This window comes from Candidatus Enterovibrio escicola (assembly GCF_002464935.1).
Taxonomy (GTDB): Bacteria; Pseudomonadota; Gammaproteobacteria; order Enterobacterales; family Vibrionaceae; genus Enterovibrio; species Enterovibrio escicola.
In genome coordinates this window covers 68,769-95,269 of record NZ_NBYY01000028.1, presented here as the reverse complement: position 1 = coordinate 95,269, position 26,501 = coordinate 68,769, and the positions used below count along the sequence as shown (strand labels likewise).

The 26,501-nt window shown below is 40.9% G+C and carries 23 protein-coding genes and 3 pseudogenes; 1 reads left to right on the top strand and 25 read right to left on the bottom strand.

The window, feature by feature from the left end; genetic code table 11:
- Positions 1-111: 111 nt before the first annotated feature.
- The 21 genes and pseudogenes from fliN to BTN49_RS21080 form a co-directional block, all read right to left on the bottom strand.
- The gene (fliN, locus tag BTN49_RS09280; RefSeq protein ID WP_097356955.1) at positions 112-501 is read right to left on the bottom strand and encodes a flagellar motor switch protein FliN; all 390 of its coding nucleotides are present in this window, start codon (positions 499-501) and stop codon (positions 112-114) included.
- 22 nt (positions 502-523) lie between these two features.
- Positions 524-1,588, bottom strand: a complete 1,065-nt coding sequence (gene fliM / locus BTN49_RS09275) for a flagellar motor switch protein FliM (protein ID WP_097356954.1) — start codon at positions 1,586-1,588, stop codon at positions 524-526.
- Between the two features lie 7 nt (positions 1,589-1,595).
- Positions 1,596-2,081, bottom strand: coding sequence for a flagellar basal body-associated FliL family protein (locus tag BTN49_RS09270; protein ID WP_097356953.1), 486 nt, complete (start codon positions 2,079-2,081; stop codon positions 1,596-1,598).
- A 70-nt stretch (positions 2,082-2,151) separates the two neighbouring features.
- Positions 2,152-4,086: a flagellar hook-length control protein FliK gene (locus BTN49_RS09265; protein ID WP_223823688.1), complete on the bottom strand. Its 1,935-nt coding sequence runs from the start codon at positions 4,084-4,086 to the stop codon at positions 2,152-2,154.
- A 255-nt stretch (positions 4,087-4,341) separates the two neighbouring features.
- Complete coding sequence (fliJ, locus tag BTN49_RS09260) at positions 4,342-4,791, bottom strand: flagellar export protein FliJ (protein ID WP_097356952.1); 450 nt, start codon at positions 4,789-4,791, stop codon at positions 4,342-4,344.
- Positions 4,792-4,798: 7 nt separating this feature from the next.
- A complete protein-coding gene (fliI, locus tag BTN49_RS09255) occupies positions 4,799-6,121 on the bottom strand; it encodes a flagellar protein export ATPase FliI (protein ID WP_097356951.1) in 1,323 nt (440 codons plus the stop codon).
- Positions 6,102-7,061 (bottom strand): flagellar assembly protein FliH, encoded by a 960-nt coding sequence (locus BTN49_RS09250; protein ID WP_223824054.1) that lies wholly within the window; start codon positions 7,059-7,061, stop codon positions 6,102-6,104. The genes fliI and BTN49_RS09250 overlap by 20 nt, the downstream gene beginning before the upstream one ends.
- A 422-nt stretch (positions 7,062-7,483) precedes the next feature.
- Complete coding sequence (gene fliG / locus BTN49_RS09245) at positions 7,484-8,527, bottom strand: flagellar motor switch protein FliG (protein ID WP_394336666.1); 1,044 nt, start codon at positions 8,525-8,527, stop codon at positions 7,484-7,486.
- The gene (gene fliF, locus BTN49_RS09240) at positions 8,517-10,262 is read right to left on the bottom strand and encodes a flagellar basal-body MS-ring/collar protein FliF (RefSeq protein WP_097356949.1); all 1,746 of its coding nucleotides are present in this window, start codon (positions 10,260-10,262) and stop codon (positions 8,517-8,519) included. Before fliF ends, fliG begins: the two co-directional genes overlap by 11 nt.
- Before the next feature lie 16 nt (positions 10,263-10,278).
- Positions 10,279-10,590: a flagellar hook-basal body complex protein FliE gene (gene fliE / locus BTN49_RS09235; RefSeq protein ID WP_097356948.1), complete on the bottom strand. Its 312-nt coding sequence runs from the start codon at positions 10,588-10,590 to the stop codon at positions 10,279-10,281.
- 123 nt (positions 10,591-10,713) lie between these two features.
- Positions 10,714-12,159, bottom strand: coding sequence for a sigma-54-dependent transcriptional regulator (locus tag BTN49_RS09230; protein ID WP_097356947.1), 1,446 nt, complete (start codon positions 12,157-12,159; stop codon positions 10,714-10,716).
- Positions 12,156-13,205, bottom strand: a complete 1,050-nt coding sequence (locus tag BTN49_RS09225; protein WP_097356946.1) for a sensor histidine kinase — start codon at positions 13,203-13,205, stop codon at positions 12,156-12,158. Before BTN49_RS09225 ends, BTN49_RS09230 begins: the two co-directional genes overlap by 4 nt.
- 166 nt (positions 13,206-13,371) lie before the next feature.
- Positions 13,372-14,847: a sigma-54 dependent transcriptional regulator gene (locus BTN49_RS09220; RefSeq protein ID WP_097356945.1), complete on the bottom strand. Its 1,476-nt coding sequence runs from the start codon at positions 14,845-14,847 to the stop codon at positions 13,372-13,374.
- 174 nt (positions 14,848-15,021) lie between these two features.
- Positions 15,022-15,426: a flagellar export chaperone FliS gene (gene fliS / locus BTN49_RS09215; RefSeq protein ID WP_097356944.1), complete on the bottom strand. Its 405-nt coding sequence runs from the start codon at positions 15,424-15,426 to the stop codon at positions 15,022-15,024.
- A 12-nt stretch (positions 15,427-15,438) separates the two neighbouring features.
- The gene (locus BTN49_RS09210; protein ID WP_097356943.1) at positions 15,439-15,732 is read right to left on the bottom strand and encodes a hypothetical protein; all 294 of its coding nucleotides are present in this window, start codon (positions 15,730-15,732) and stop codon (positions 15,439-15,441) included.
- 10 nt (positions 15,733-15,742) lie between these two features.
- Positions 15,743-17,110 carry a flagellar filament capping protein FliD gene (gene fliD / locus BTN49_RS09205; RefSeq protein ID WP_097356942.1) on the bottom strand — a complete coding sequence of 456 codons (1,368 nt, stop codon included), beginning with the start codon at positions 17,108-17,110 and terminating at the stop codon, positions 15,743-15,745.
- 16 nt (positions 17,111-17,126) lie between these two features.
- The gene (locus BTN49_RS09200) at positions 17,127-17,549 is read right to left on the bottom strand and encodes a flagellar protein FlaG (protein ID WP_097356941.1); all 423 of its coding nucleotides are present in this window, start codon (positions 17,547-17,549) and stop codon (positions 17,127-17,129) included.
- A 67-nt stretch (positions 17,550-17,616) separates the two neighbouring features.
- A complete protein-coding gene (locus BTN49_RS09195; protein ID WP_097356940.1) occupies positions 17,617-18,756 on the bottom strand; it encodes a flagellin in 1,140 nt (379 codons plus the stop codon).
- Positions 18,757-19,464: 708 nt separating this feature from the next.
- Positions 19,465-19,857 (bottom strand): annotated as a pseudogene (locus BTN49_RS21085) (IS1 family transposase).
- A 384-nt stretch (positions 19,858-20,241) separates the two neighbouring features.
- Positions 20,242-20,400 (bottom strand): annotated as a pseudogene (locus BTN49_RS18210) (IS1 family transposase); the annotation flags it as partial.
- A 27-nt stretch (positions 20,401-20,427) separates the two neighbouring features.
- Positions 20,428-20,517, bottom strand: a pseudogene (locus tag BTN49_RS21080) (IS982 family transposase); the annotation flags it as partial.
- A 154-nt stretch (positions 20,518-20,671) separates the two neighbouring features.
- Here BTN49_RS21080 and BTN49_RS13300 point away from each other — a divergent pair.
- A complete protein-coding gene (locus BTN49_RS13300; protein ID WP_146679335.1) occupies positions 20,672-20,857 on the top strand; it encodes a hypothetical protein in 186 nt (61 codons plus the stop codon).
- 54 nt (positions 20,858-20,911) lie between these two features.
- Here BTN49_RS13300 and flgL read toward each other — a convergent pair whose 3' ends face one another.
- The 4 genes from flgL to BTN49_RS09170 all read right to left on the bottom strand — a co-directional run bounded on the left by flgL (position 20,912) and on the right by BTN49_RS09170 (position 26,488).
- A complete protein-coding gene (gene flgL / locus BTN49_RS09185; RefSeq protein WP_097356939.1) occupies positions 20,912-22,105 on the bottom strand; it encodes a flagellar hook-associated protein FlgL in 1,194 nt (397 codons plus the stop codon).
- An 11-nt stretch (positions 22,106-22,116) separates the two neighbouring features.
- Positions 22,117-23,994 (bottom strand): flagellar hook-associated protein FlgK, encoded by a 1,878-nt coding sequence (flgK, locus tag BTN49_RS09180; RefSeq protein WP_097356938.1) that lies wholly within the window; start codon positions 23,992-23,994, stop codon positions 22,117-22,119.
- A gap of 420 nt (positions 23,995-24,414) precedes the next feature.
- Complete coding sequence (flgJ, locus tag BTN49_RS09175) at positions 24,415-25,392, bottom strand: flagellar assembly peptidoglycan hydrolase FlgJ (protein ID WP_097356937.1); 978 nt, start codon at positions 25,390-25,392, stop codon at positions 24,415-24,417.
- Positions 25,393-25,396: 4 nt separating this feature from the next.
- A complete protein-coding gene (locus BTN49_RS09170) occupies positions 25,397-26,488 on the bottom strand; it encodes a flagellar basal body P-ring protein FlgI (RefSeq protein WP_097356936.1) in 1,092 nt (363 codons plus the stop codon).
- Positions 26,489-26,501 lie beyond the last annotated feature (13 nt).

The window sequence follows — 26,501 nt, the reverse complement described above, 5'->3', positions numbered from 1 at the left end:
CAAGCCAGAAAGCACTTCTCGACAATACCAACATCTATGGTAGATATATATTGATGTTGATTTACGACGTTTATTGATAAACAAATACCAATGTTCAAGAACAATTAATCTTTAACGAAGTTTCTTAATACGCTCAGTTTGGCTGATTACATCCGTCAAACGTATCCCAAACTTATCGTTAATAACAACTACTTCACCGTGAGCGATCAGTGTGCCATTTACCAGCACATCGAGGGACTCACCAGCCAAGCGGTCTAATTCTACCACTGATCCTTGATTCAATTGTAGCAAGTTACGAATGTTAATGTTAGTCCGTCCTACTTCCATCGATATGATAACAGGAATATCAAGAATAGCGTCCAGTTTACGATGTTCATCTACGTTAATTGGTGGAGCTTCATTCACCAATTCATCTAGTGGTGCAGTTTGAACATCACCACCACCCTCCACATTAGCTTGTTCCGCAAGAGCTGCAGCCCAATCGTCTTCTACATCACTCATAATAAATTACCAGATCTTTCTATTACTTATTGATATCAACCAGATTGTAGTTATTTTCTAAATTGACAAAAGACAGTTCATTTTCATCACTCAATAACATGACATCACTTTTTACTCCCTCTGGGCGCTCCAATCTCTCTGTGATTTTAACCGCAAGATTATCATTCAATTTCCCCATTTTGCCACGAAATGTTGGTAAATCTTCGATATATACAGTGCATGCTTCCGGCATTTTGACCGGAATGACATCACCGACTTGTAGCTCCATCATGTCTCGTAACGACAATGTCGTTTCCAGTAACTTCGCTGTAAGTTCAACTTCTACATCCATTACTTCATCCTGCAGTGCTTTCGACCAACGAAAGTCGGTATCCATATTGTCACTCTGGATACCCGCATCAAGTAGTTCCCGAATAGGTTCCACCATCGAATATGGCATAACGACGTGGAAATCACCGCCACCACCATCAAGCTCAATGTGGAAAGAACTAACGACAATCACTTCAGTCGGACTAACAATATTCGCCATCGATGGGTTCACTTCAGAATCTAAATATTCGAACTCCACCTTCATGACAGGAGTCCACGCTTCTTTGTAGTCTTCAAATACAAGCTTCAACAACATCTGAATCACACGACGCTCAGTTGGAGTGAATTCCCGCCCTTCAATTCGTGCGTGAAAACGTCCATCACCTCCAAAGAAATTTTCAACCAATATAAATACCAATCGTGCTTCCATAGTAATTAATCCTGTCCCTTTTAAGGGACGAAATCTCACCATATTTAAACTAGTTGGGACAAATAGCGTATTTTGGTATTCATCAAATTTGATCATTTGTACGCCGTTTATCGATACTTCAGCCGTTTTTCGTAACATATTAAATAAACTGATACGCATATGACGCGCAAAGCGCTCATTTATCAGTTCTAGAGTCGGCATTCTCCCACGAACAATACGGTCTTGAGATGAGAAATCAAAATTAGCGGTGGAAGATATATTCCCATCAGCCACTTCTAGTTCTTCGTCTTTTTTATCATCCACGCCATGAAGAAGCGCATCAATTTCATCTTGACTTAATAGATCCACATCGCACCTATTGCATTACAAAGCCCGTAAACAACACCCTTTCAACTACCTTTTTACTCGTTATTTTTTGCATAGCAGCCTGAACTGTCTCGACGGCTTGTTGACGGATTTCGAGTTGTCCTTGCGGTGTTTTTAATTGCTCAACAGTCGCCGCTGCAAACATAGTCAAAAGACTATATTCAACTAACGGTAAATTCTGTTTAGCCAGTTTTTCATTATTTCCTCCGCGCACCATCAACTTAATTTTGACCTGCACCAACCGTTGTTGCCGATCACCTGTTATGTTGAATACGAAAGGATGCGGTAAGGTGACATAGATCGCTTGAAGATTGACAGGTTCAGTATTTTCAATAAAAATATCTCTTTTAGGTAAAGGTTTTTCACCATCAAAGAAAAAAAACATACCACTTCCGCTAAATGAAAGTAATGCAGCTACAGCTATAATGATAAGTTTATTTTTACCGCTGCCCGTTTCATTACCTTCGTCTGCCATGATTATCCTCAGTACTCAGTCAAATATCACTGTGTTTGATAGCTACATCACACAGTGTAAATACGCCACATTAAGCATAATAGTCAACACGAACTTTTGATACCTTAACATCAGAATCATGATTCATCCTTGTTAGGTCTGTATCTTGTTCATCGTCACCATGAATAGAGCGTAATCCCTTTTGCTGATCCTTTTTGCCACTACTTGGTGAACTCTGATTTTCCGAAAATCCTTGCCGGTCTACGGCATCTTGATGTTGAACCGAGGACTGTGTTAATTGTAATCCTTGCTGCTGCAGCATGTCACGCAACCTCGGAATAGTTTGCTCCACCAGCTCCTTTACCTGTTGATTTAAAACTGTAAACTGCACTGACGCTTGATCTTGATTCATTGATAATTTTATTTGTATTCGGCCCAGTTCAGGTGGATCGAGACGAATATCAACAAGCTTAAGGTTTTTCGCCAACATTCTATTAATGCGTTCAGATAAAATATCAGCGACTTCATCCTGATTTTGGTTCATTTGTATTGCAGTTGGTGTTACCAGAGAATCAAGCTTTGCGGAAGTAATTAAGCCTAGGTTTCCAAAGCTTGATGCTAGTTGCTGTACAAGATGCTCCGCTTTTACTCCTGAGACAATTTGTTTAACCTCACCAAGCTGCTGGGTTGACGACAAGACACTCACTGCTAACTGTCGTGGTTGATGATTCACTTTCATTGTAGAGATGGGAAAAGGAATGGCACAAGACTCTAATATTTCTATTGTTTGCTGTGCTTGTGGAGTGATAGCGGTATATACCACTGCCGAAGCTTCACTCATGATCGCCTGTGCCGGAGGAGTAAGTCCTTGGGTGGTCAGTTCGTTTATCGGGGTTAATGCATCACCCTCAATAATAAAGGGTAGTATAACCTTCACTGCATCTTGCATCTGCGATTTTTGACTTGCTTTTCCAACCCATTCTTGATCGAAATTAATTTTTATAAACTGCTCAGTATTCGTTTTTCCTTCAACCAATGCAGGTAGAGGTTTTATTTGTGGGTACAACAAGGTTATAGTTGCCGAGGTTAATAACGACTCAATCGTAGTTAATTCTTCCACATTATCTGAGTGTTGAACTTCCGTTTGTAGTGATGATATTAATTTTTCATTCGGATCACTCGGAACATCAACTTGTGACGGCAGCACTGGTTCATACATTCTCCCACTAATTTCTTCATCAGATGAAATCTGACTGACAGCATAAGCCAATACCGACAGATCATCATCAGATACATTTTTTAGTAAAATTGTACCCTCTATCTGCCGCTTCATTTTGGGCGCATTAGATATCGATTGTTGTTGCACTTGTGGTATAAAATCAAAATTATGATCAGCAACAATATGTTGAGCTACCTGTACAGTAGCCTTCCCGAGTGAGCTTTCTATCTTTCCAAGAAACGGCAAGCCTTTGCCTTGGCATCCTTTAAATCTTTTCCCCTCTAATGCAACATGTATCCTACTTTTTGCAGGTTTATAATCCATATTTTGTAGTACAGTGTTTTCTTTATTGAGACGTCGTAACAATACTTCTCCCTCTTCTTTTGTATGAGATTTCAGCATTGAATTAACATTCATATCCTTGCCATTTTCTGTATGGAAGGTCATTGCTAGCACTTCGATTTCTGCAGCCGTAGTTGACATATTTTTACCTGTATTCAATCCGATATTTTCAGTATCAACGTCTGCCGTTGTCAGTAATGTTCTTTCTCCACCTTTCTCTGAAAGAAACATATTTTGTCGAAATTCTCCGCTTGAGATTTTTTTACTAGCAACATCCTTACTCGCTGAAACACCTTTTGGTGAGACACTACGAACTTCACCGTTCCCTGACACCAATTGCACGAGTTGTGCAAAAAAAACTTTATCATCAGAGCTAAGCACATCAGAGAATAATAGGCCTTTCGTTTCGTCAAAAGATGTTTTCCTAGTGGGCAGATCAGTAAGTAAGAAACTAATTGAATTCATGGTGATTCTACTTCAGATGCTTTGTCTTGATCAGTCATCGTAACTACTCGCTGGGCAATTTTTACAAGTTTTAGGTCATATATTCAATAAGTAAATTTTCGTGTAAAAATTCTTACTTTTCCATGTTGATAAGCACTGTTAGAAAGCATGGTATCTGTAATGGTGGATACCAACGTTTCCCTGTTATCCACCATACTTACGTGCCCTACCACTTATTGCTCACATAACAAAGCTTTAAGCAATTATTAAGCCATCTTAGTAAGATTTGTGTTGTTTCCGAATAAATATTAACATAGAAAATTCGTCCAGTTGTTTTTGTTCAAGTCGTTCAGCTCGTATTTTTGCTTCTTTCTGGCATTTTTCTATCAACCATTCTAACGAACGTGTCTTTTTCAAACAATGTTGCCAGTGCTCTCTGCAACGTTCTACATTGTCTTCAAAGTAAATTGCCCCTTGATGTTGTTTTGCTAGTGTTTTATCCAGTTGGATAATAAATCGATTGAGGTGACCAAAGCTGCTAGAGCTCAGACCTATTTTTCCTCGCTCTAACATTTGACTAAAATAATCCAATCTATATCGTTCGATTTCTTCCAGTTGCTTATAATAACTTTGCAACTCTTGCTGCGCCGATACCAACGCCAGATACGCTTGATATTCCAGATTTTTATCTTGTTTAAGCAACAGTAACATCGTATTTTCAGACATGTTTCACCTATATCTTCAACGTCGAACGCAGCATATTTACACACATGTCATATGACACTACATCTTTCATACCCTGTTGTAGGTAATCATCGAGGTGAGGCTTCAAAGTGAAAGCCTGATCAATAGCTTTATCTGTACCTAGTTTATAGGCACCAATAGACACAAAATCTTGATTTTTCCTACAGACGGACAGCGCTTTCCGCACTGTGCGTGCCATCAACAAATGTTCGTCGTTAACGATATTTGACATGACACGGCTGACAGAACGTTCTACATCAATAGCAGGATAATGACCTGCATTTGCCATTTCTCGCGACAAGACAATGTGACCGTCAAGAATTGCACGTGCAGCATCCGCAATTGGGTCTTGCAAATCATCACCTTCTGTTAACACGGTAAAGAACGCAGTAATTGAGCCCTGATCATTACTCCCATTACCTGCACGTTCGACCAGTGCAGGTAATTTGGCAAATACTGATGGAGGATATCCTTTGGTGGCAGGTGGTTCACCCACTGACAAGGCAATTTCACGTTGCGCTTGAGCGAATCGGGTCAATGAATCCATGAGCAGCAGCACGTCTAGTCCTTGGTCACGAAAATATTCAGCAATAGTCAGAGCCGTTTGACAACCTTTTAGTCGCATCAATGGAGATGAATCAGCTGGAGCAGCGATGATAACCGAACGAGCGCGATCTTCCTCCTCTAGTATTTCATCTATAAATTCTTTTACTTCACGTCCACGTTCACCAATCAGTCCTACCACAACCACTTGCGCTGTTGTGCCTCTAGTCATCATACCCAGAGTAACGGATTTGCCAACACCTGAGCCTGCAAATAAACCAATACGCTGTCCTTTTCCGACGGTAAGCAATCCATTAATGGCTTTAATACCAACATCAAGTGGAGTGTTAATAGGTTTTCTTGACAATGGGTTAATTATTGCAGGTATAAAAGGCGCCATTTTATCCGTATGAATGTCGCCCAAACCATCCAGAGGTTTACCGGTACCATCAATCACTCTACCAAGCAATTCAAATCCAACCGGAATACCTTGCTCTCCGGATATTGGCGTCACGCGCGCATTCGGTAACACTCCGAAAATATGTTCACTCGGCATTAAATACAAAGTTTCCCCTGAAAAACCAACCACTTCTGCTTTGATGTTACCTTTTATGGTTTCAACACAGCATAAACTACCAACTGCCGCTCGACAGCCAATAGCTTCAAGTGTCAAACCCACAACACGCACCAGCTTTCCAGATGCGACTGGAGGTATTACGATATTATCGAACTTAAGGGAATCGAAGCATTCAGACAGGTTGTCCTTCATGGACTTTTACCTCATCGATAGGATCGTCATCATCAATATTCTCCACTGTGGAACTATTATTTACAGGTAGATCAGTGTGTTCCATCACAGGAGTCACTTGAACAAGTTCATCCGTTTCATCTTTTGAGGAATTTGTATGGTCGATTTGTGAAAGATCTGGTCCAAGTTTTTCACTATCAGGCATTGAAGAAATATCTTCCATGCGCAATACATTTGAGTACAACTTATTTTTTGGCGCTTCAGGTTCACACGAAGTATTCAGACCTAAAAAACGATTCAAAAGCGGTTTAAGGCGATCTTCCATGCAGTAATCCACCATGGAATCGCCACATGTCACTTGGATATCACCGCGATTTAAAGAAGGTGCAGCAACCAATTTCCATTGGCGGTCTTGCAACGATTTAACGCTGTGAACCTCGGTAACTACTTCTAAATCTTTGGGATGAAGGTAAACAGAAATTTGACGCTCTGCCATTGGCAGAGCCAACACCGCTTCTCGTAACGTTGTTAAAATAACTTCAGAGTTAGTCTTGACTTCGGTTTGAATTACAGCTTTGGCTAACTGAATCACTATGTTTAACATCTTTTGTTGTACCTGATGATCAACTTGCATTAATGGGAATACTAACTTATCCACGATAACGTCAAGATGTTGGCAGCGGGTTTCAATCAGTTTCTTACCATCAGTGAGGCCATGTTGGAAACCTTCATTTTTACCTTCTTCAAAGCCTTCAGATTTACCTTTTTTAAAACCAGCTTTTCGTCCTTTTTTAAGTCCTGATACACGACCTTCTTCCATTCCTTCTTCATAAGCCAAATGCCGAATCTGTTCTAGCGCATCGGCTGTCAGCAAAGAAAGATCGAGTTCAGATACCTGATCTTCCAGTTCAGGCGATTCCCAACTAGGATCGTAGTTCAATGCCGTTTCTTTTGGCTGCATACTATTTGAGACATAGCTAGGTAGCGTCCAACGTTTAAGAACATCGTCAGAATGCTCGGTAGCACGAATATACCCACGACGACGATCTATACTCATATCACTACCTTTTGTTTTGATGTAATAATGAATTTACTATACCCAACTAACTTGAATATGTAGGTTTCAGTTGACTCTCCTGATATGATAATCAAGGCATCCATTTGTAAGTGTAATTCGCTACATCAAAAAGGGATAACACCTAGCATGGCTACGGTACACACGCCCTACGGGAAAGGAGTAGTATGCAGATTTCGTCATTAAATCCCTGTGAAATAGACTGATTCCTCCTAATTCTTCCTATTAGGTTTTTTAAGTTTTACCTCGAACTGAACGCACAGATAACCTATAAAACCTGCATTTTCAAGTTATTTTGGTATACATGATTAAAGAAACTCATCTGCACCACCACTGCTTAGCATAATTTCACCAGCATCGGACAATCGACGGGCAACAGAAAGAATCTCCTTTTGTGCTGCTTCCACATCAGCAACGCGAATAGGCCCCATGGCTTCCAGATCATCCTGCAACATTTCTGCTGCTCGCTTCGACATGTTGCGGAGGATCTTGTCTCGTAATCCCTCGTCTGCTCCCTTAAGCGCTTTTTGCAATACTTCTTGAGGAACGTCTTTAAGAATAGTTTGAATACCACGGTCATCCACTTCAGATAAATTACCAAAAACAAACATAAGATCTTGAATTTGCGATGCCATTTCTTCGTCATTTTGTTCAATTTTCTCCATCAAAGTGGACTCGAGTGCATTATCCATGTAGTTCATGATATCGGCAGCGGCTTTCAAACCACCAATTTTTGCCGCTTGAGCACCCGATTGACCCGCAAATTGTTTCTCCATGATCTCATTAAGCTCATGCAATGCTGCAGGTTGCACTTCCTCAAGATTGGCAATACGCATCACTAAGTCGAGAGCATCACGCTCTGCAAATTGGGTTAGGATTTCTGCAGACTGCTCTGGTTCTAAATAAGATAAAACAATGGTCTGAATTTGAGGATGTTCATTGATAATGATCGAGGCGACCTGACGAGGATCCATCCATTTAAGTGAATCTAAACCTTTGGATCCACTACCAAGCAAAATTTGGTCAACTAAGTTATTTGCTTTATCTTCACCCAACGCTGCCACCAGTGCATTACGCACAAAATCTTCACTACCCATACCAATGGTAGTGAATTTTTGTATATCTTCCAAAAATGCCCCGTGCACCGCACTGAGTTGTTCTTGGTTGAGCTCTTTCATCATGGTCATCTTACTACCTACTTTCTGAACCTGTTTCGGCTCTAAGTGGCGAATGATGCTTGCTGCATCTTGCTCTGTCAGACTAAGGAGTAATATTGCGGCTTTCTCGAGTCCAGATAGTTGTGAAACGTCGAAATCGTCACCTGACCCATTTTGATCTTCTCTAGGCATCATTATTCACCCAACTTTTCACAACCTGAGCTGCAAGATCAGGCTCATTAGCAACCAATGCACGCACAGCTTTCAACAAATCTTCATCTTTATGAAGATCCGGTAGATTGAGGTTTGATGAACTCATCGAGAAACTGCTAGATCCATCCAAATCCGATCCAATCAAACCAATATCATCATCAGGGATCAATGGCAAACCATCCGAACCCAGCATTTCACCGTTTGGTCCAAGCATACTATCGTCATCTTTGTACGGATTAAGCAGTTTTGACAATGCAGGACGGATCAATACAAATATTACTACAACAAAAAATAATGATGCAGCTAACCAACGAACCCAATCATTGAAGTTAGGATGTTCCCAAATAGGTACGTCACCTAGTTTCTCAAACTCTGGCACAGCAAATGGTACCGAAACCAATTCGATTATATCACCACGTGATTTAGAATAGCCAACACCACCAATCAAAAGTCGACGTATCTTCTCAAGCTGAGCATCACCGACTGGTATCCTAATAATGTCTCCAGATTCTGAATTAGCTTTCTCAATATAATCAACAGCAACGGACACCGTTTGGCGTGAGATCATCCCTGTTTGGGCACGGCGGTGGTTGATTGTGGTGTCCAACTCAAAGTTACGCGTCGCCTCACGGCTGACAGAACCTTTGTCCCCCGATCCACGCTTTTTTAAATCTTGAATATCTTCAGGAATCGCAGAGTCAACGGGAGGCTGATTACTCAATGCTCCAGGTATCCCCGCGACCAAATCACTGCTGTTATAGTTTTCACGTGTGTGTTCACTACGAGTGGAAGGCGTGGCTGGATCAAAATGCTTGCGAGTTTCTTCAAAGACACTGAAGTCCATGGTTACATCCACTTGCGAGGTATAATTGCCCAAACCAAGAATTGGGATTAAGATTGAATCAATTTTTTCTCTTAGTACTTGCTCCTGCTGACGCTCTAGTTCATATTCTTTACGGTGTTGTGAAGCCATTGGGTCTCGGCTACCTGAGCTAAGTAAACGGCCATGCTGGTCAGTAACAGTAACACGGGATGGTTTAAGATTAGGTACCGCAGATGCCACCATATCGACAATGGAATCGACTTCTTCTTGTCCCAACATAGTTGTACCACGCACTGTTAAAAATACAGTTGCTGTCGCATCTTGATGATGACGTACAAAAACACTTTGCTTTGGCATTACCAATAAGACACGCACTTTAATCACCGAGCGAATTTTTGCAATTGCGGCAGCAAGTTGACGCTCTCGACTCAATTTCAAACGTTCACGCTCAAGTTGCTGAGAAACACCAAAACCCATGTCATTAAGCAAAATGTCATCACCTGCTTCCTGTATAGAATTTAAACCTACACGGCTCAAGTTAAGCTTGATTGTTGAGTACTCTTTAGTGAGGACACGAATGGTGTTTCCATCAAGCTGATATTCGGTTTTTTTCTGGTCAAAATAATCTAGTATAGGGATAAGTTCTTCTGTATCATACGTGCCTAATGGACGCATATCTGGCTCTTGTACCCAAATAAACAGAATCACGATAAGGGAAATGCAAATAGCAACAGCAGCAACAAGGATAAGTTGACGAATAACATCTACACTGCCCAGTTGCCCAGAGGCAAGTGTGAAACCCTCCTCCATCATATCAGGGTTCTTCGATGCTGTTGGTAGCGACCCTACACTATCTGCAAGAGCCAATTGAGTGTTTTCACCTTCTTCTGCCACTGTTCACTTCTCTACATTAAACAGGCATATTCATGAGTTCTTTGTATGCTTCAACCAACTTATTGCGGGTTTGCACCGTAGCTTCAAACGCAACACTAGATTTGTTGCTAGCAATCATCACATCTGACAGACTGAGACTTCGATCACCTCGATCGAAACGTACTGCCAGATCGCTAGATGTTTTTTGTAATCCATTGACCTTTTGTATTGCTGAAGACAATAATGTACCAAAGTCTTGGTTTACTTCCTGACTAGTTTCTGTGCGACCTAAGCTTCGCATTTCTAATGCGATATTCTGCATTTCATCCTGCATAGGATTAATTTTCATCAGTCATCCTCGCTATCAAACCCTTGGCAACGAACACCAAATAAAACGTTTAGTTTTCTTTGAAAAAGAATGCAATTATCAGGCCAGAAAGTATAGCACAATTACTCTCTAGTAAGCATCTCTCTACTGAGGAATATTTACACCAGCATCACGCATTTTTGCTAATTTATAGCGTAAGGTTCTAGGACTAATACCTAAACGTTCTGCCACGTCTTTCCTTCGACCTTCACAGGTACGGATCATATCAATAATAATAGTAAATTCCTGTTCTCGAAGTTCACCTTCTAGGCTTTCCGCCGTGAAACCAACAGGTTTGGTTGCTGTGTAGCTATATTGTGGGTTCTGAGTGTTTATTTGGTCAAAATTCTTAGTTTGTTTTTGGTTCAGAGGAGTCGTGATTCGGTTGTTTGTAATCAGTAATTGCAAATCCCCCGCATCGTTCCAATCAACCCCTTCAAGCAAGATATCAGAGGTATTAATTTGTCCATACTGGCATAAAATTAACGCACGTTGCATGACATTGTCTAATTCGCGCACGTTACCTGGCCAGTGATAAGATAACAGTTTATCTGTCGCTAGGGAGTCAAGTGTTGGCACAACTTCCCCGACCTTGCAACATTGGCGTTGAAGCAAGTGATTCGCCAATGGAATGATATCACCTTTCCTTTCTACAAGCGGCAGCCAGGTGATTGGAAATACATTCAGGCGGTAGTAGAGGTCTTCACGAAAGAAACCATCTTTTACATATTTTTTCAGATCTCGATTACTAGTCGCTAACACACGTAAATCTAGCTTAATGCTCTTACGGCTACCAAGTCGCTCAACTTCCCGTTCTTGTAGAACACGCAACAACTTGGCTTGTAACGATATATCCATCTCACTGATCTCGTCCAGTAGAATGGTGCCACCCTGGGCTTGTTCAAACTTACCAGGACAAGCTTGAATAGCCCCTGTAAAGGCACCTTTTTCGTAACCAAACAATGTTGCTTCTAACATATTTTCTGGAATAGCAGCACAGTTAATTGCAACAAATGAGCCATTAGCACGCTGCGATTGACGATGAATATGTCGTGCCATGACTTCTTTTCCTGAGCCACTCGGCCCTAAGATCATCACATTAGCATCAGTTCTTGATACTTTGTTAGCAAGGGTAATTAATGCCAAGCTTTTTGGATCTGCTACCACCGTATCATTGGTATCAGTTTTCACTGGTGCGTAACGACTGATCATATTAAGCAATACTTCTGGTGCAAACGGTTTTGACATATAGTCGATAGCACCTTCTTTAATCGCATCAACAGCGTCTTGAATGTTGGCATACGCTGTCATCAATAACACCGGTAGTTTAGGATAGTTTATTTTGATGTTACGAAGTAATATCAATCCATCCATCCCTGCCATTTGGACATCTGTCACAACAATATCAACAGGTTCTTTTTTCAATATCAACAAGGCCTGCTCCGCACTATTAACCTCTATCCACTGGTAACCTGCTAATGTTAAAGTGTCGACCAAAGCTTCACGTAGCCCTTCATCATCTTCAACGATAAGTATTTTGCTATTGTTCATATTGCTTCTCCTGATACTGGATTTTGGTCCGTATCACTATTTTCTGCTAAAGGAAGGCAGATCGTAAAGCAGGCTCCTTGATTCGGTTGAGATTTTAGCGTCAATTGGCCTTTATGGGCGTAACAAATCATCTGGACTACAGCAAGACCAAGGCCAGTTCCTTGTGGGCGCGTAGTAAAAAATGGTTCAAGTATTTTACTTTGTAATTCGTGTGGAATACCGGGGCCGTTATCAGACACCGAGAGCAGCAATTGGTTATTAATTGCTCTTGCATCAAGCACTATTTCACAACCTGTCCCCGCCACTTGAATGGCATTAATCACGAGGTTTGATACAGCACTCGCCAAAGAATTAACATTCCCAAGTAAGAAATGAGATTCAGCAACGTAGTTAATTTGTAAGTCCACCTCTTTGCTGTTTACAAGCGCTTCAACCATAGGTTTGAACTCACTGAGTAAATGCTCCAGTGTAAACAAACTCACCACTCGGTTATCACTACCCTTAGCAAACAACAGCATGTCGTTCATTTGTTTTTCAAGATCATGTAGTCGATCGATGAGCTTTACTTGGAAGTTCTTCCTAGTTAGTTCCTTTATGTTAGGCATACCTAGGTTAGCCGCATATAGCAACGCACTAGAAAGAGGTGTTCTGACCTGATGCACCAACGATGCTACCATTTTTCCTAGCGAGGATAGTCGCTGAAGATCGCTGAAGCGTGATTGGAGCAAACGGGTTTCGGTCATGTCCGTGATCAAAATCAGTTGTCCAGCATCTGAAGCTGAAATCGCAAGCTTTACACGCCTACCATCGAGAAGTGACACTTCATGACCATCATCCTTACGTGGCGAAAAAGCACGATTAATCACGTCAATCCAACGTATTTGATCGAGGGGTTCACTTAACAAACGACGTGCTTCTGGATTTGCTTCTGCAACGCAACCATAAAGATCGAGCAAAATGACACCTGCAGGCATCACATCCAATACTTGTTTGTATCGAAGTACCTGTTGTTCGACAGTTCCGAGTAGTGAGTTTTTTACTTCCATTTTCCTAGACATTCAGCTCCATTCTTTTGATACTTAATACAACTAAGCAGATACTATGCCAATTATAACTAAATGAATTTCATAGTATTATGATCTAATCCATCAAAAGAGATCAGCCAATTTCTTGACTTTTATCTGTGCAATAATACTGAAATATGATATCTATTCAGGCTACACCTGCTCTGTTCAACCCATATTTCCGCATTTTCTCAACTAGAGTCGTTCGTCGCATGCCAAGCATATCAGCCGCTCTCGCAACGATACCCATCTGAGCTTCTAATGCTTGACGAATCATATCTACTTCCAGATCAGAAAGCATGGCTTTGAGATCGATCCCTTCAGGTGGAAGCCCTGAGAATCTATTCCCAAACCTCTGGTGATCATTATCATCAAGAGCATTTATCGTAAAAACAGCACTCAGTGCGTCACGTTCCAGTTCTTCACAATTTTCCAATGCAGAAATAACTTCCGGTTGAAATTCAGGGATATCCTTGTAGCGATATTTCTTAGGTAAACGATTCACGTCAACCATTTGCGCTGGATAGAGAATCACCAAACGCTCAATTAGGTTAGCTAACTCACGCACATTACCCGCCCATTCATGTTCCATCAAGGACATAATAGTACGCGGTGTTAGGTAGACTTGATTTCCACCGTCCGCTTCCAAGCGAGACATAAGTTCCTGAATAAGCGACGGAATATCTTCGATTCTCTCACGTAGTGCTGGCATCTCAATCGGGAATACATTCAAGCGATAGAATAAATCCTCACGGAACGTTCCTTCTTGGATCATGCTGTCAAGATTTCGATGTGTTGCCGCCACAACACGCACGTTCGCTTGAATGGTCTTATTTCCACCTACACGTTCAAAAGAGCGTTCTTGTAATATACGGAGTAACTTCACTTGCATCGCTGGAGGCATATCCCCGATTTCATCAAGAAATAATGTGCCACTTTCGGCCAACTCAAAGCGACCTTTTCGGGTTGAAATGGCACCAGTAAATGCGCCTTTTTCATGACCAAACAATTCACTTTCTAATAACTCAGCTGGTATAGCACCGCAGTTAACAGGAACAAATGGTCCTTTTCCACGACGAGAATAGTAGTGAATATTACGCGCTACAATTTCTTTACCTGTACCAGATTCACCAAGAATAAGTACACTGGCATCAGTACCTGCAACCTGTTCAATCAAATGTCGAACGTCACTAATAGCATCACTACGTCCCACCATGCTCCGGAATAAAGTATTTTTTCGGCTTAGTTGTGCGATATTAGTAGCCTGTTTACCTAGAAACTCCTGACAATGACGCAGTGCATCTGCCAATTGTGAGTAATTTAAAGGTTGTTCTAATCCACCTACAAAATTCGGCAAACCAGACAATTTAGCTTTATGTTTGGAAAGCGCAATGATCGGAATATGGTTGTTGATAACCAGATTACCTAGAATCTGGGATAAACTTTGAGTTGAATTAATGTTACCCAGAAAACAAGGTCCATCAGCTTGTTTCCAGTGCATATCGTTGAGCTTAATGGTTGAACATAGCTGGTATTGCTCACCAATGAACTCCAAGATAACGCCTAAATCGTGACGAAATTTTTCATCATCCTCGATAACAAGAATCTTCGTTAAACCTTGCATGTGTGAGATATATCTGCCCCAAAACAACTTCGATTATTGTCGCGTACATATTAGCGCCAACAACAGAATAATCCAGCCATTGTAATTATCGCTGTATATAAGGCAACCAGAGACACAAAAGAACTGTGACTCCTGTGCCAAGACAAGTAGGATTGTAGTGAAAGTGGTGGGGTTTTATGCGTTTACTTGGGTAATATTGTGATACTCGACAGGTATTTGATCCCACGCTGACCTAATTGCGCGCAATATATCGATAACATCATCAATAGGCACATCTACATTATCTCGATTAGCTTCTGAGATCTTACGAATGATAAAGTCATAAAGTGCATCTAAATTCGTTGCTATCTCACCGCCGTCAGACATAGAAAGACAACTTCTCAAGCTAATAATAATATCTAAGGCTTTACCTAAACGTTCTCCTTTCACGGCTATATCCCCCTGTAACATAGCAGCTTTTCCCTGAATCAACCGCTCAATCGCACCTGACATCAGCATCTGAATCACTTTATGTGGCGATGCTGAGCTCAGTTGACTGTCTACAGAGACTCTTTTATAGGCTTGGAGCGACCCCCTCATAATATTCCTCACCTACTCAAATTTCTTATAAGTTTGTACTAATTTACGACCTTTAATAAAAGGTCTTGCTTGGACTGCAACGGTATTACGATATATTTCCATCAAATTGACTATTCGCTTAGTTCTTCGTAACGCGGAAGACCAAGCATTTCCTTCTGGAGGTTTCGGCAACATCTTGATCTCTTCCAAACATTGTCTTCTTTCATTCAATAACCGTGATATTTCATCGACATCCATTATCGATGCAGTAAGTACAGCCAATAAATGTTTATCAATAGTATCTAAACGGGATAAGTCTTGTGACATTGTTACTCACCTACGTGGGCATGATGCTCATCATGGTGGAAATCTGTGACCGCATTTCCATCATGGCACCATCCATAGAAGAAAACTGCCGAATTGTCCTGTTCTCTAAATCCACCATGTGACGATCTAATGTCTCTTGATCATTATGCAAACGTTCTTTTTGCTTATTCAGTGTATTTTCTCGGTTGCGGAGCGTACCCGTAATGCCTGTGAAAGAATGGATCATTTCTTCCACTTTCTTGGCAAAACCATCATTGCCTCCAAAGAAATCTTCTAACGCAGAGAAATTATGCCTCAATTGGTTATCCAGTAAGCTATGGTTAATTTCCAGTCTACCCTCCATAGTGGTAACAACGCCCAACTCGCTCAGTGTTCTAAGAGATTTAGATGCACCCTCAATTGGGGTAGAAAATAAACTCCGAAGTTGACTTGTTACTGACCGAATGACACTGTCACCTACCAATGATCCACCCATTTGTTTTTGTGAATCATACTTAGACAGTGATTGCATCACTTGATAGAACGCGTTGTATGAATCAACAAATTTACTAATTGACGCTTTTACGGCATCACGGTCTTCGTCGACAACAACCGTCACAAACCCATCTTCAGCTAACGTTAGTTGCAAAACATCAATATTGACACCCCTAATCACATCGGAAAATGAGTTGGTTTCACTGGATATAGATACTAAACCATCAATCAAAATACGAGCATCTTTTGCAGAATGTATTTCATTCATCGCATTAGATTCACTTACCGAGTTATAAGCCAATGCTTGAAGTGGACTGGTCATCGCTGCATTGATTGTCACAGAAATTTGATTCTCTGCTCCAGTTTTATCCCCACCTAGAATTAAACGAACACTTTTATTATCGTTGATCACAGAAGCTTTTACACCAGATCTAGATGTCTTTCTATTGATGGTGTGAACAATATCCCGTAATGAACTGCTGGCTTGAGGAATTTCAATAGTGGAAGTACGTCCTCCAAGACTGACTATCAATTGACCAGCCCCAAAATCATTATCTGCATCTAAGCCATCAGAAATAAGCTTATGGGATTGCGCCAACTGTTCTACAGCGATGGAATACACACCAATAACGGCTTGGTGGTTTGCAGATGCAAAAACGGCATCCAAGTTATCAGAAGTTATGACCTTTGCCGCAAAGGTATTATTATGGCGTAAGTCATACATCAAATCTTTCATCGCATCAAGCGAGTTTCTAAACCTGCCAAATGCGCTGATGTTAGTTTCAACATCATTCATACGCTTGAATATACGTTCTTGCTTAGGTGCAGCTACAGACTCAACAATCTTGTTAACAATGGAATGGATATCCATTCCACTGCCGAGTCCCGTTGTACTCAGATCCATCTTATACTCACCTCAGTTATACCTTTTCTGCAACCAACCCCCTAGCATGAAGAGATAGTTGTTGTGCTAGCTCTAACATTGCTTTCTCAGGAATTTGTCTAATAATATCGCCACTACTCATTTCATAAACAGTGATGATGTTTTTTCCGGATTCCTCGTCAAGTCGAAATGACAAGCCTGTATTAAAAGTAGAAACGAACTCATCTAGTTGCTCAAGTAGCCTCTCAAGATGTTCTTGCTGAATTTCCTGAGAACCTTCAAGTCGCTTAATTTTCTCTACACGGTTCTGAATAAGCTTTTCCGTATTTTCGGCCATTTGTTGTTGATGTGTAATTCCGAGTGGAGCACCTTCAACATATTGTTTCTTGCTGATAACTTTCGTATCAGACATTGGTGTCACATGAGACAGAGATGGCGTTGAAACGGACATTAGTTCCATTGCTGTTCACCTCCTGTTGAATGATGACGATGAGAGGTGAACTCATCGTCAACTGCCTCTGTGTCTACTATCCTAACAGGCTCAATGCTGTTGAGGGCGCTTGCTTCGCTTGCGCAAGTATAGACGTACCCGCCTGCTGCAGGATTTGTGCTTTAGTCAATTCCGTGGTCTCTTTTGCAAAGTCCACATCACGGATACGACTATTAGATGCTCTCACGTTCTCGTTTACATTATCTAGGTTAGCAATCGTGTGGCTCAAACGGTTTTGCTTAGCACCCAACTCTGCGCGGTGAGAATCAATGTACTGCATCGCGTTATCAATCAGACCCACTGCTTTTTGTGCACCACCCACAGTACCCACATCTACATCCTGAACAGTTTCAGCTATCTTAGTCGCAGCATCCATTCCGAGAGAAATAGCTAATTCACCCGAGAATATAATGTCAGAGCCAGCAGAAGATACAATTTGCAGTTCGCCATTTTCAGTAACTGATGCGTTAATTTTACTGTCAGATTGACCATTAATATAGGTCGCAATTTCTTCAATGTCATCACCCACTTTTGCTGTGATGTCAATCGTCGATGTCAAACCATCAGGATGGGTGATTGACATGCTTAGGGTAGAAGTAGCTGTTGCGGTCCACTCAGCCATGTCAACACTTTCAGAAACCGTTGCTTTAAAGGTACTACCTCCCATCAGAGTCTCATCGGCACGCATGTTTTTAAGCTCTATCATTACCGCTTCACCCGCGTCTGCACCGACTTGAAATGCTTTAGTCCCGTATGTGCCGTTTAACAGCTTTGAACCACCAAACGACGTAGTTTCTGCGATACGATTCAATTCATCTTGCAAAGCAACAACTTCTTGCTGAATCGCTTTCCGTTCTTCTACGCCGTTTGTACCGTTAGCAGATTGTAATGACAAATCACGCATACGCTGCAGTATGTTACTAGATTCTTCCATCGCACCTTCAGCAGTTTGAGCCACTGAAATACCATCATTGGCGTTACGCACAGCAACATCCAATCCACGACTTTGTGAGATCAATCTGTTAGAAATTTGCAGACCTGCTGCATCATCTTTTGCACTATTAATACGGTAACCTGAGGACAGGCGTTCCATTGATGCATTCAGCGAGTCGCTTGAACTGTTCAAGTAGCGCTGAGCGGTCATTGCAGGCACATTAGTGTTCACTGTAATAGCCATAACTATTCTCCTTTGATACTAAGTCTGGCTTCCGCCCAGCAAACTAGGGAAAACCTGTTCTAAAACTCTCACGATTACTATAACGGCACCATAGATAAAATCTTTACACCTTTTTCCTCACACACTATAAATGAAGATAAGCTACCATAAAGGTGAGGACTCTAACAGAATTCTCACACTGATAGATGACCTTAACTTTATCTTACAACTTTAATAACAATATGTATTTTATTAAGGTCCAATAAAAAGTCACTCATCAGTTAGGATAGACGATAGAATCAGCAAGGAACGAAGCTATAGGTAGCTGATAGCACGTACTTTATACCTAACTGTAATTGGTGCTAAGAAATAAGTTATCTGTATCCATGAGCAAGAGACAGAACGTACGATTGGGTTGGGTACCTACCCTGTGAAAGGTAGTGATCAACTTCAAATTTGTATAAGCGCGACTTTTTAAGGCATGGAATTTTAATTCCAAGATTTTTAGTTGAAACGTAAATGTATAAGCAATGACTCCCGCAATCAAGTTGACTATACAGCTCACCCATCTTTTGGTACTGATAATGCTCTATTTGGGATATATTTTTAGTTGATTAAAGACTATTTCGATGATAAATCGTTTTATAAACATAAAACGCTTAAAAAGCTTCATCACCTTTAAGTTTCCTATTCTTACGTGGGTCACGTATTCAATAGGTTGATTATAGTTTAAAGGTAATACTCTCTTTCAATGAATGTACCGATCACTCTATCGTATATTTCCGTTGTTTTTGAGTATCCAATCGTTTTCCGGTTGAGTCGTTTCAAGCGTGTACGCAGGGTTAAATTTTTCCTCTCAATGCGTTGTGTATAGAGCTTGCTAACAATGTGTTTATTCTCGGGAAGAGATATCGTACACATTAAAATCGTCTGAGCACCCAAATGAAACATTGAATTCGGATAATCGATTGAAAAGTAAATTGAATGTCTTTCTTCCACGACACCAGAATGCATGAGCAATTATTTTTTCAATCGAAGCTACCAAGCCTACCAAAGCCAGCGCGGGGTATTTTTGTTACCTACGAAAGACCATTGCTCATCTACTTCGCAAATACGAACCACTTCCTATACATCAAGATGGAATGTGGTTACACAACGTGGTGTAAATTTTTTAAAACTCGGATAACTGCATTTAATGATAATGTCTAGCACTCGAGATAAGTCACGAATACCAAAACTATTCATAGCAACTTCAACAAGTTATTCTTTTATCCCCGCCTGATAAGCCCTGTATGTATATTCAAGCTGGAAGCTTCGGAAACATGCTTGTCAACGATAGAGTTGGTATCCACCAACTCTGATATCACGCTTTTTAACTGTTTTTGTTTGCAGGCAAAAACGACATTTAACGTCAACGGCAGCTATAATGGTTACCATGCAAAAATAGGCATTTTACACGAAGAAAAACCTATTAAATACATGACCTCTTCCGTGTATTCGTGATGGTTATATATTCAATAAGTTGATTAAGATTAAAAGGTAAAACTCACGTTCAATGAAGGTACTGATCACTTTGTCATGCATTTCGGTTAATTCTGAGTATCCAATCATTTTCAGATTGAGTTATTTTAAGCGTGTACGAAGGATCAAATTTTCCCTCTCAATGGGTGTTATTTTACAAAGTAATCCAAAGAGATCATCTGCCATATCTGGCACCGTTTTTTTGTCATCAACATTTGCGGGTGCTACATTTACTGAAATGATAGCTCCTTGGTCGTTGATAATTAACCTGAGCTACGCATAAGAAATGAACTAAATGCCCAAGTCTGGATCTGATTGTTTAAAAAACTATCGACTCTCATAAGGACTTTGGCATGAATACGTTAGACTCTGTTTTCGTCGATATCGACGACTTCTGCCATATTTTGCTCCCTACATGGGAAAATACTTCATTTCTTCCGATATCAAACAAAGAAACAAGCCTTCTCATCTCTCCATTAGCGAAGAGATCACTATAGTGATAGCTTTCCATCAATCAGGGTTTCAAGACTCCAAAACCTATTACATCCACTTGGTTTGTGCTACCTCAGATCTGCATAAGCGTTTGCTTATACAGATCTGAGGTTGATTAAGGTGCGAATTGAGAATTATAGGAAGATCCTACTACCCAATTTTATTAAAGATAGTTGAATAAATTAAGCTCTTTAGTCTTAGTAAACGCTTTTTGTAAGGCTTGTAGCGCTAGCAGCTTTTCATTCATATCAATGATTGCAGTGGAATAATCTAAGTCTTCCATGGTACCCAGCGAACGGTTCAGTACAAGTTTAAAATCGAGGTGCATATTTTCCTGTAGGTCAAGCCTATTAAGGCGTGTCCCTACTACCGACCTGACTTGGTTTAAATGTTTAAAAGCTGCAGAGAACTGTTCAGTTACTTGATGAAGTTCTGCTGTCGACGAAGCATCAAAAATACTTTCGTGGGATAACTCCATACCTCTTTTAAAAGCATCAAACACATTAAAGGTATCCTGCCGTTTAAGTAACATTGTATCACCATCCAGTATTTCTCCTTTAAAGATCAAGCTAATAGTTTCCCATTGTACGCCTATTTTCGGATCGTAATGTTCCGTATTAACAACAGTACCATTTTGTGTTAATTCATATTTTATCTGGCCATTTACATCCACACCGAAATTGATCGCATAGGCTGAGTTATCAGCCTTATTGGCATTTCTTGCTGACACAAGTAACAGCAATGATCCATTTTTAAGTTCATATTCAGGCTGATAATCTCCGAAAGGATTTTTGATTTCCATATAAACTGAGCTACCAGGGATGCTGGTTTGTACTTCAACATCGGGAGCAATTTGTGCAGTTCTATGATAACTATCTCCCGCATATAACACATTCCCAGAACCATCTCGGAAAAATGGCTGCTTACTCGATTGCGTTCCTGAAAACAGGAAATTTCCCGACTCATCTTTTTCGTTAGCCAAGTTCACAAGATTATTGTATAAGCCTTTAAGGTCTTGTCGGTGTGCACTGCGGTCATTTTCAGATAGAGAACCATTGATCATTTCCATAGTTTTACGCTTGGAGCTATCGATCAATTGTTCTGAATAATCAATAGCAATTTCTACACGAGTTTGACGGTTACGTGCCAATGTGATTGAGTCAATGTATTGGTCGAGTTGCTTGTCCTGTTGATGAAAATTTTGAATATAGATAGATGCCACAGGATCATCTCCAGACGTAAGTACACGCTTACCGGTCGCAAGCTGCTCTTGGATGTCTTGTAACTCTATTTTCTGACGCATCAGATCATTAGACACTGACTGATAATTATGAAAACTCGCAATACGGCTAATCATCACTCAGATCCTTATCGAGTTGAATTCAGTAGGGACTCAAATATTTCATTGGCTACCGTCATAATGCGAGACGAGGCCATATAGGCTTGTTGAAATTTCATCATATTGCTAGCTTCTTCATCCAAATTAACCCCAGAAATTTCAGCTACTCGTCCTATGGCTGCATCATGTTCAACTCGACTGATATTTTCCAACCGCGCTAACGAGGATCTTTGTGCACCTAAATCGGTGTTCAGCCCTTCATAAACATCAATCAAGGTTGAATGTCCACCATCCATCAGCTTTTTGGTTTGTAGTTTCTGCATACGGATCAAATTGCCGTTTTCACCGTCTGCTGGTAATAAGTTGATTGCGAATACATCACCTGGAGCTGCACCTGCATATAACTCAAACACTGTTCCGTTTACCGATATAGGGCTAGATGGTGGATAAGTTTGTGGATCCAGAAAGATATTACCCTTCATATCTAAAACAGCAAACTTAGAGGCATCAGGAGAGATAATAACTTGGAATTCTTTCTGCAATCCTTGAGTCAAAATCTTGATGTCACCTTGACCTGTAACTCTCGATACTGAACTAACATAACTCTGTGCAGCAATTTTTTCCGGTTCATTCATTATGATTTCAATCTGGCCTGCTGCTTGTCTGACAGGACGGATAACCATTCGTTCTCCAATACTTAAATCTGAATCAATTTGGATCTTGAGACCATCAATGATAAACGAAGGAGGCGTTCCGGTTGGGGTAACCCTGGTCATGTTTTTTTTAGAGTCGACTAAAGTGTACTGATTATCATCAAATTTTAGCTGGTAATCACCTGTCTTCAATGCGGATAAATCTTCGATGTAGACTTTAATGTCTGCAGTCGACATCTTCCCTTGAATCACACGACCTCGTGCAATAGCCTCGCTATTTAAATCAGTAAAGATATTTACACCGGAATTACCTTTTAAATCAATACCTTGAGATTGCATGTCATTCAATGAAATCACGAACCCTGCCGCAAGACGACCCAACTCATCTCGCACCTGTACCAATGTATTGTCACGGAATTCAAACATAGCACCAAGTTTACCGTGCATATCTTTATTATTAATTACCTTTGGTGATTTTCCTTCTATCAGCGCTAAACGCCGTTTTTGATGATCCGGATCACCGTGAATGGTTTTCAATTCGCTGGAATATAGGCCTGATACCAATGTATGTCCGCTACCAATAATGATGTTGTAAAGGCCATCGTCACGTTGGTTAACACTGACTTGGCTTAATTCAGACAGTTCATTGATCAGGCTTTGATGACGGTCAAGAAGATCATTATCTACCGCAGGACTTTTTAGCAATGCTTTGTGAATATCGACAATTTCGATGCCGATATCATTGATACGCCTTAGCGTGGCGTCAATCTCGTCAGAAGTATCCATTTCTAGAGATTGAAGAACAATATTAATGTCATTAAGTCCTGCTACCACCAACCGAGACTTTTCCAACACAATACCACGCGATCCCATATCACTCGGACTATCTGATAAACTTTTGATCGCCCCATAGAATTCGTTTATGTTTCCCGGTATTACTTTGGCCGATTGTGACATGATCTCATCAAGCAGGGTGAGTTGACTTTCACGAGTTGCAGCATAAGCCAGAGAAGAAGTGGCAATATTTAATTCATTGACCGTAAATTTATCGTAATTTCGTCTCACCGCAGCTGCATGCACCCCCTGTCCCCACTGATTAGCAGACCAATAAACAGTGTCGTTGGCACGTTGCTCCACAGACTGGCGACTATAACCATCCGTACTAATGTTAGCAATATTGTGGCCAGTCGTATTCAGTTGCCGTTGTGCAGTTAGAACGCCTTGTGAACCCAACGTCAGCAGATCAAAACCCATATCGCCCTCCCGTATGTGGAAATAAATTGCCTACAACTTAATGTAATACTACATCAATAATCATACTCTATTTTATATTTATCATGGCTGTAGAAACAATATTGTGATTATCGCATATGATTTTAACAGGTGAAACGAGATAACCACCAAGGATAGGAAATCAATGCTCCCATTAACATGATGAAAATTTATACTGCATAGTATAATTGATCGATATCCACCGCTAGTGACGTCATCGGAAATTTTCCATAACATCACCAATGAAATAATTGCTCTGGATGGCACTCTGGTCTAATCTATTTTCCACGTAGATCCCCTGTAAATTCAGATCAGATTTCCTTGTTATGTTTTATAATCACACTTTCGATTTATACACTCAACTGTATAATTCTGTAATCTCTGATGAAGTAAAATTATCACCTAGTTCCCCATCAAATCCTTCACTCGGCTAAACACACTGATGACTTTATCAGGATAGTGTGGATCGGTAGAATATCCTGCTTGGTGTAACCCACGAATAAATTGATCTGGTTCCATCGATTGTTGCAATGCAGTATCATAACGAGGATTTGCCTTTAAAAAGTAGACGTAATCATTAAAACTGTCCTGATATGAAGCGTAGGCACGAAATGAAGCTATTTGCTGCACTGGGATGTCACCATCAAATTCCAGTGTTTGTGTCACTATTTTCTGCCCAGTCCATTTAGGATCTGCTTTAATGTTAAATAAATTTCGACTGTTACCACGAACATTTGAAATGATCTTTTTTCCCCAGCCTGTTTCCAACGCGGCTTGTGCAATTAACATTGCAGGATCGGTACCCAATGCTCTTGCCGCTCGGTTGGCATACAGTGTCAATTGAGATACAAATTCCTCAGGAGATTTAAATCCTTTCACGTCAATTTTCAGTGGTTCCACATTCTGCCTTACCCGCATATGTGAACTCGGTGTCACAGCTGTAGCCAGTTCTACAGCAACAGTATTCGCTTCATCTTCCAAAGGACGTATAGCCACTGCACTCATTGTCGGTAATACATTCATGCGGCCTCTTAAGAGGTTAACACTACCTTCCATCTGCTTAGTACTGTCCAACCCTTTAACTTGCTGAATAATCAACTCTGCCAAACCTAATGCACCTTCTCTTGCGAATACACTTGACATTTGTTCATCAGCCATTTCTTGATAGAACTGAGATGTTCGATTATCGATCATATCTGACTTAAAAACTTCGTTCGCTTCCCGCATCGATTTAAATAGGATATGTGTAAATAATGATTCAAATTGCTCTGCCACAACACGTAGGGCATCACCTGATCGATCACCATCGATAGCTTTTTGCCGCAACACATTTAGACGACTAAAATCATGAATAAAACCAGTATCTATCGGATCACTCATAGGCTTAAATCACTATCAGTTGACCGTCAATGGCTCCCGCCTGTTTGAGGGCTTGTAAAATAGCCATCAAATCAGATGGCGCAGCACCCACACTATTCACTGCACGCGCCAATTCGTCCAACGTAACACCCGGTTTAAAATGGAACATACGTCCGTCATCTTCTGCCACTTTAATACCTGAATTCGGCACTACCATAGTTTCACCACCCTTAAATACACTCGGTTGACTCACTTGTAAATTTTCACTAATAGTCACGGTCATGCCGCCGTGAGTGATCGCCGCTGGGCGAAGTTTCACTTTTTGACCCACAACAATAGTACCTGTACGACTATTAACTATTATTTTCGCAGCAGCTTCCGCAGGGACAAATTCAATATTTTCAATGGTAGAAAGAAACGCAACGCGCTGAGATAAATCACGCGGTGCACGAACACGAATCGAGGTTGCATCCATTGCAGATGCAGTATTGGATCCTAGAAAACTATTGATAGAGTCTGCTAGGCGTTGAGCAGTCGTAAAGTCAGATTCAAACAGATTAAAGGTAATGTGGTTACCACGACCAAACGGTGATGGTACTTCTTGTTCTACCGTAGCACCATTAGTAATACGTCCAACAGTCGGTGTATTCCCAATAATAGATGAACCATCAGCCCCTACGGCACTAAAACCACCGACGATAAGATTCCCTTGCGCAACGGCATACGTCTTACCGTCAAGGCCTTTGAGGAAGGTTTGTACCAAAGTTCCACCACGAAGACTTTTTGCCGAACCGATAGATGATACTGTAGTGTCAATTCGTTGACCTTGTTTCGCGAAGGCTTCTAGCTCTGCACTAACAGCTACAGCAGCCACGTTTTTAGTCTTAGGTTTAGTTCCAGGGATCAGTTGAATACCCAAGTTTCTCAACATAGCGGTAAAGCTTTGATCTGTAAAAGATGTACTTTCCCCCGTTCCCGCCAAGCCAACTACCAAGCCATAGCCGACCAACTGGTTACTGCGGACACCTGCGACTTCCGATACATCTTTAATTCTAGCTGCTTGTGCAACATTGTTCACCAGAGTGACTATCAATATAAGTCGTAGCCAATTTTTCACGTCAAATCTCCGA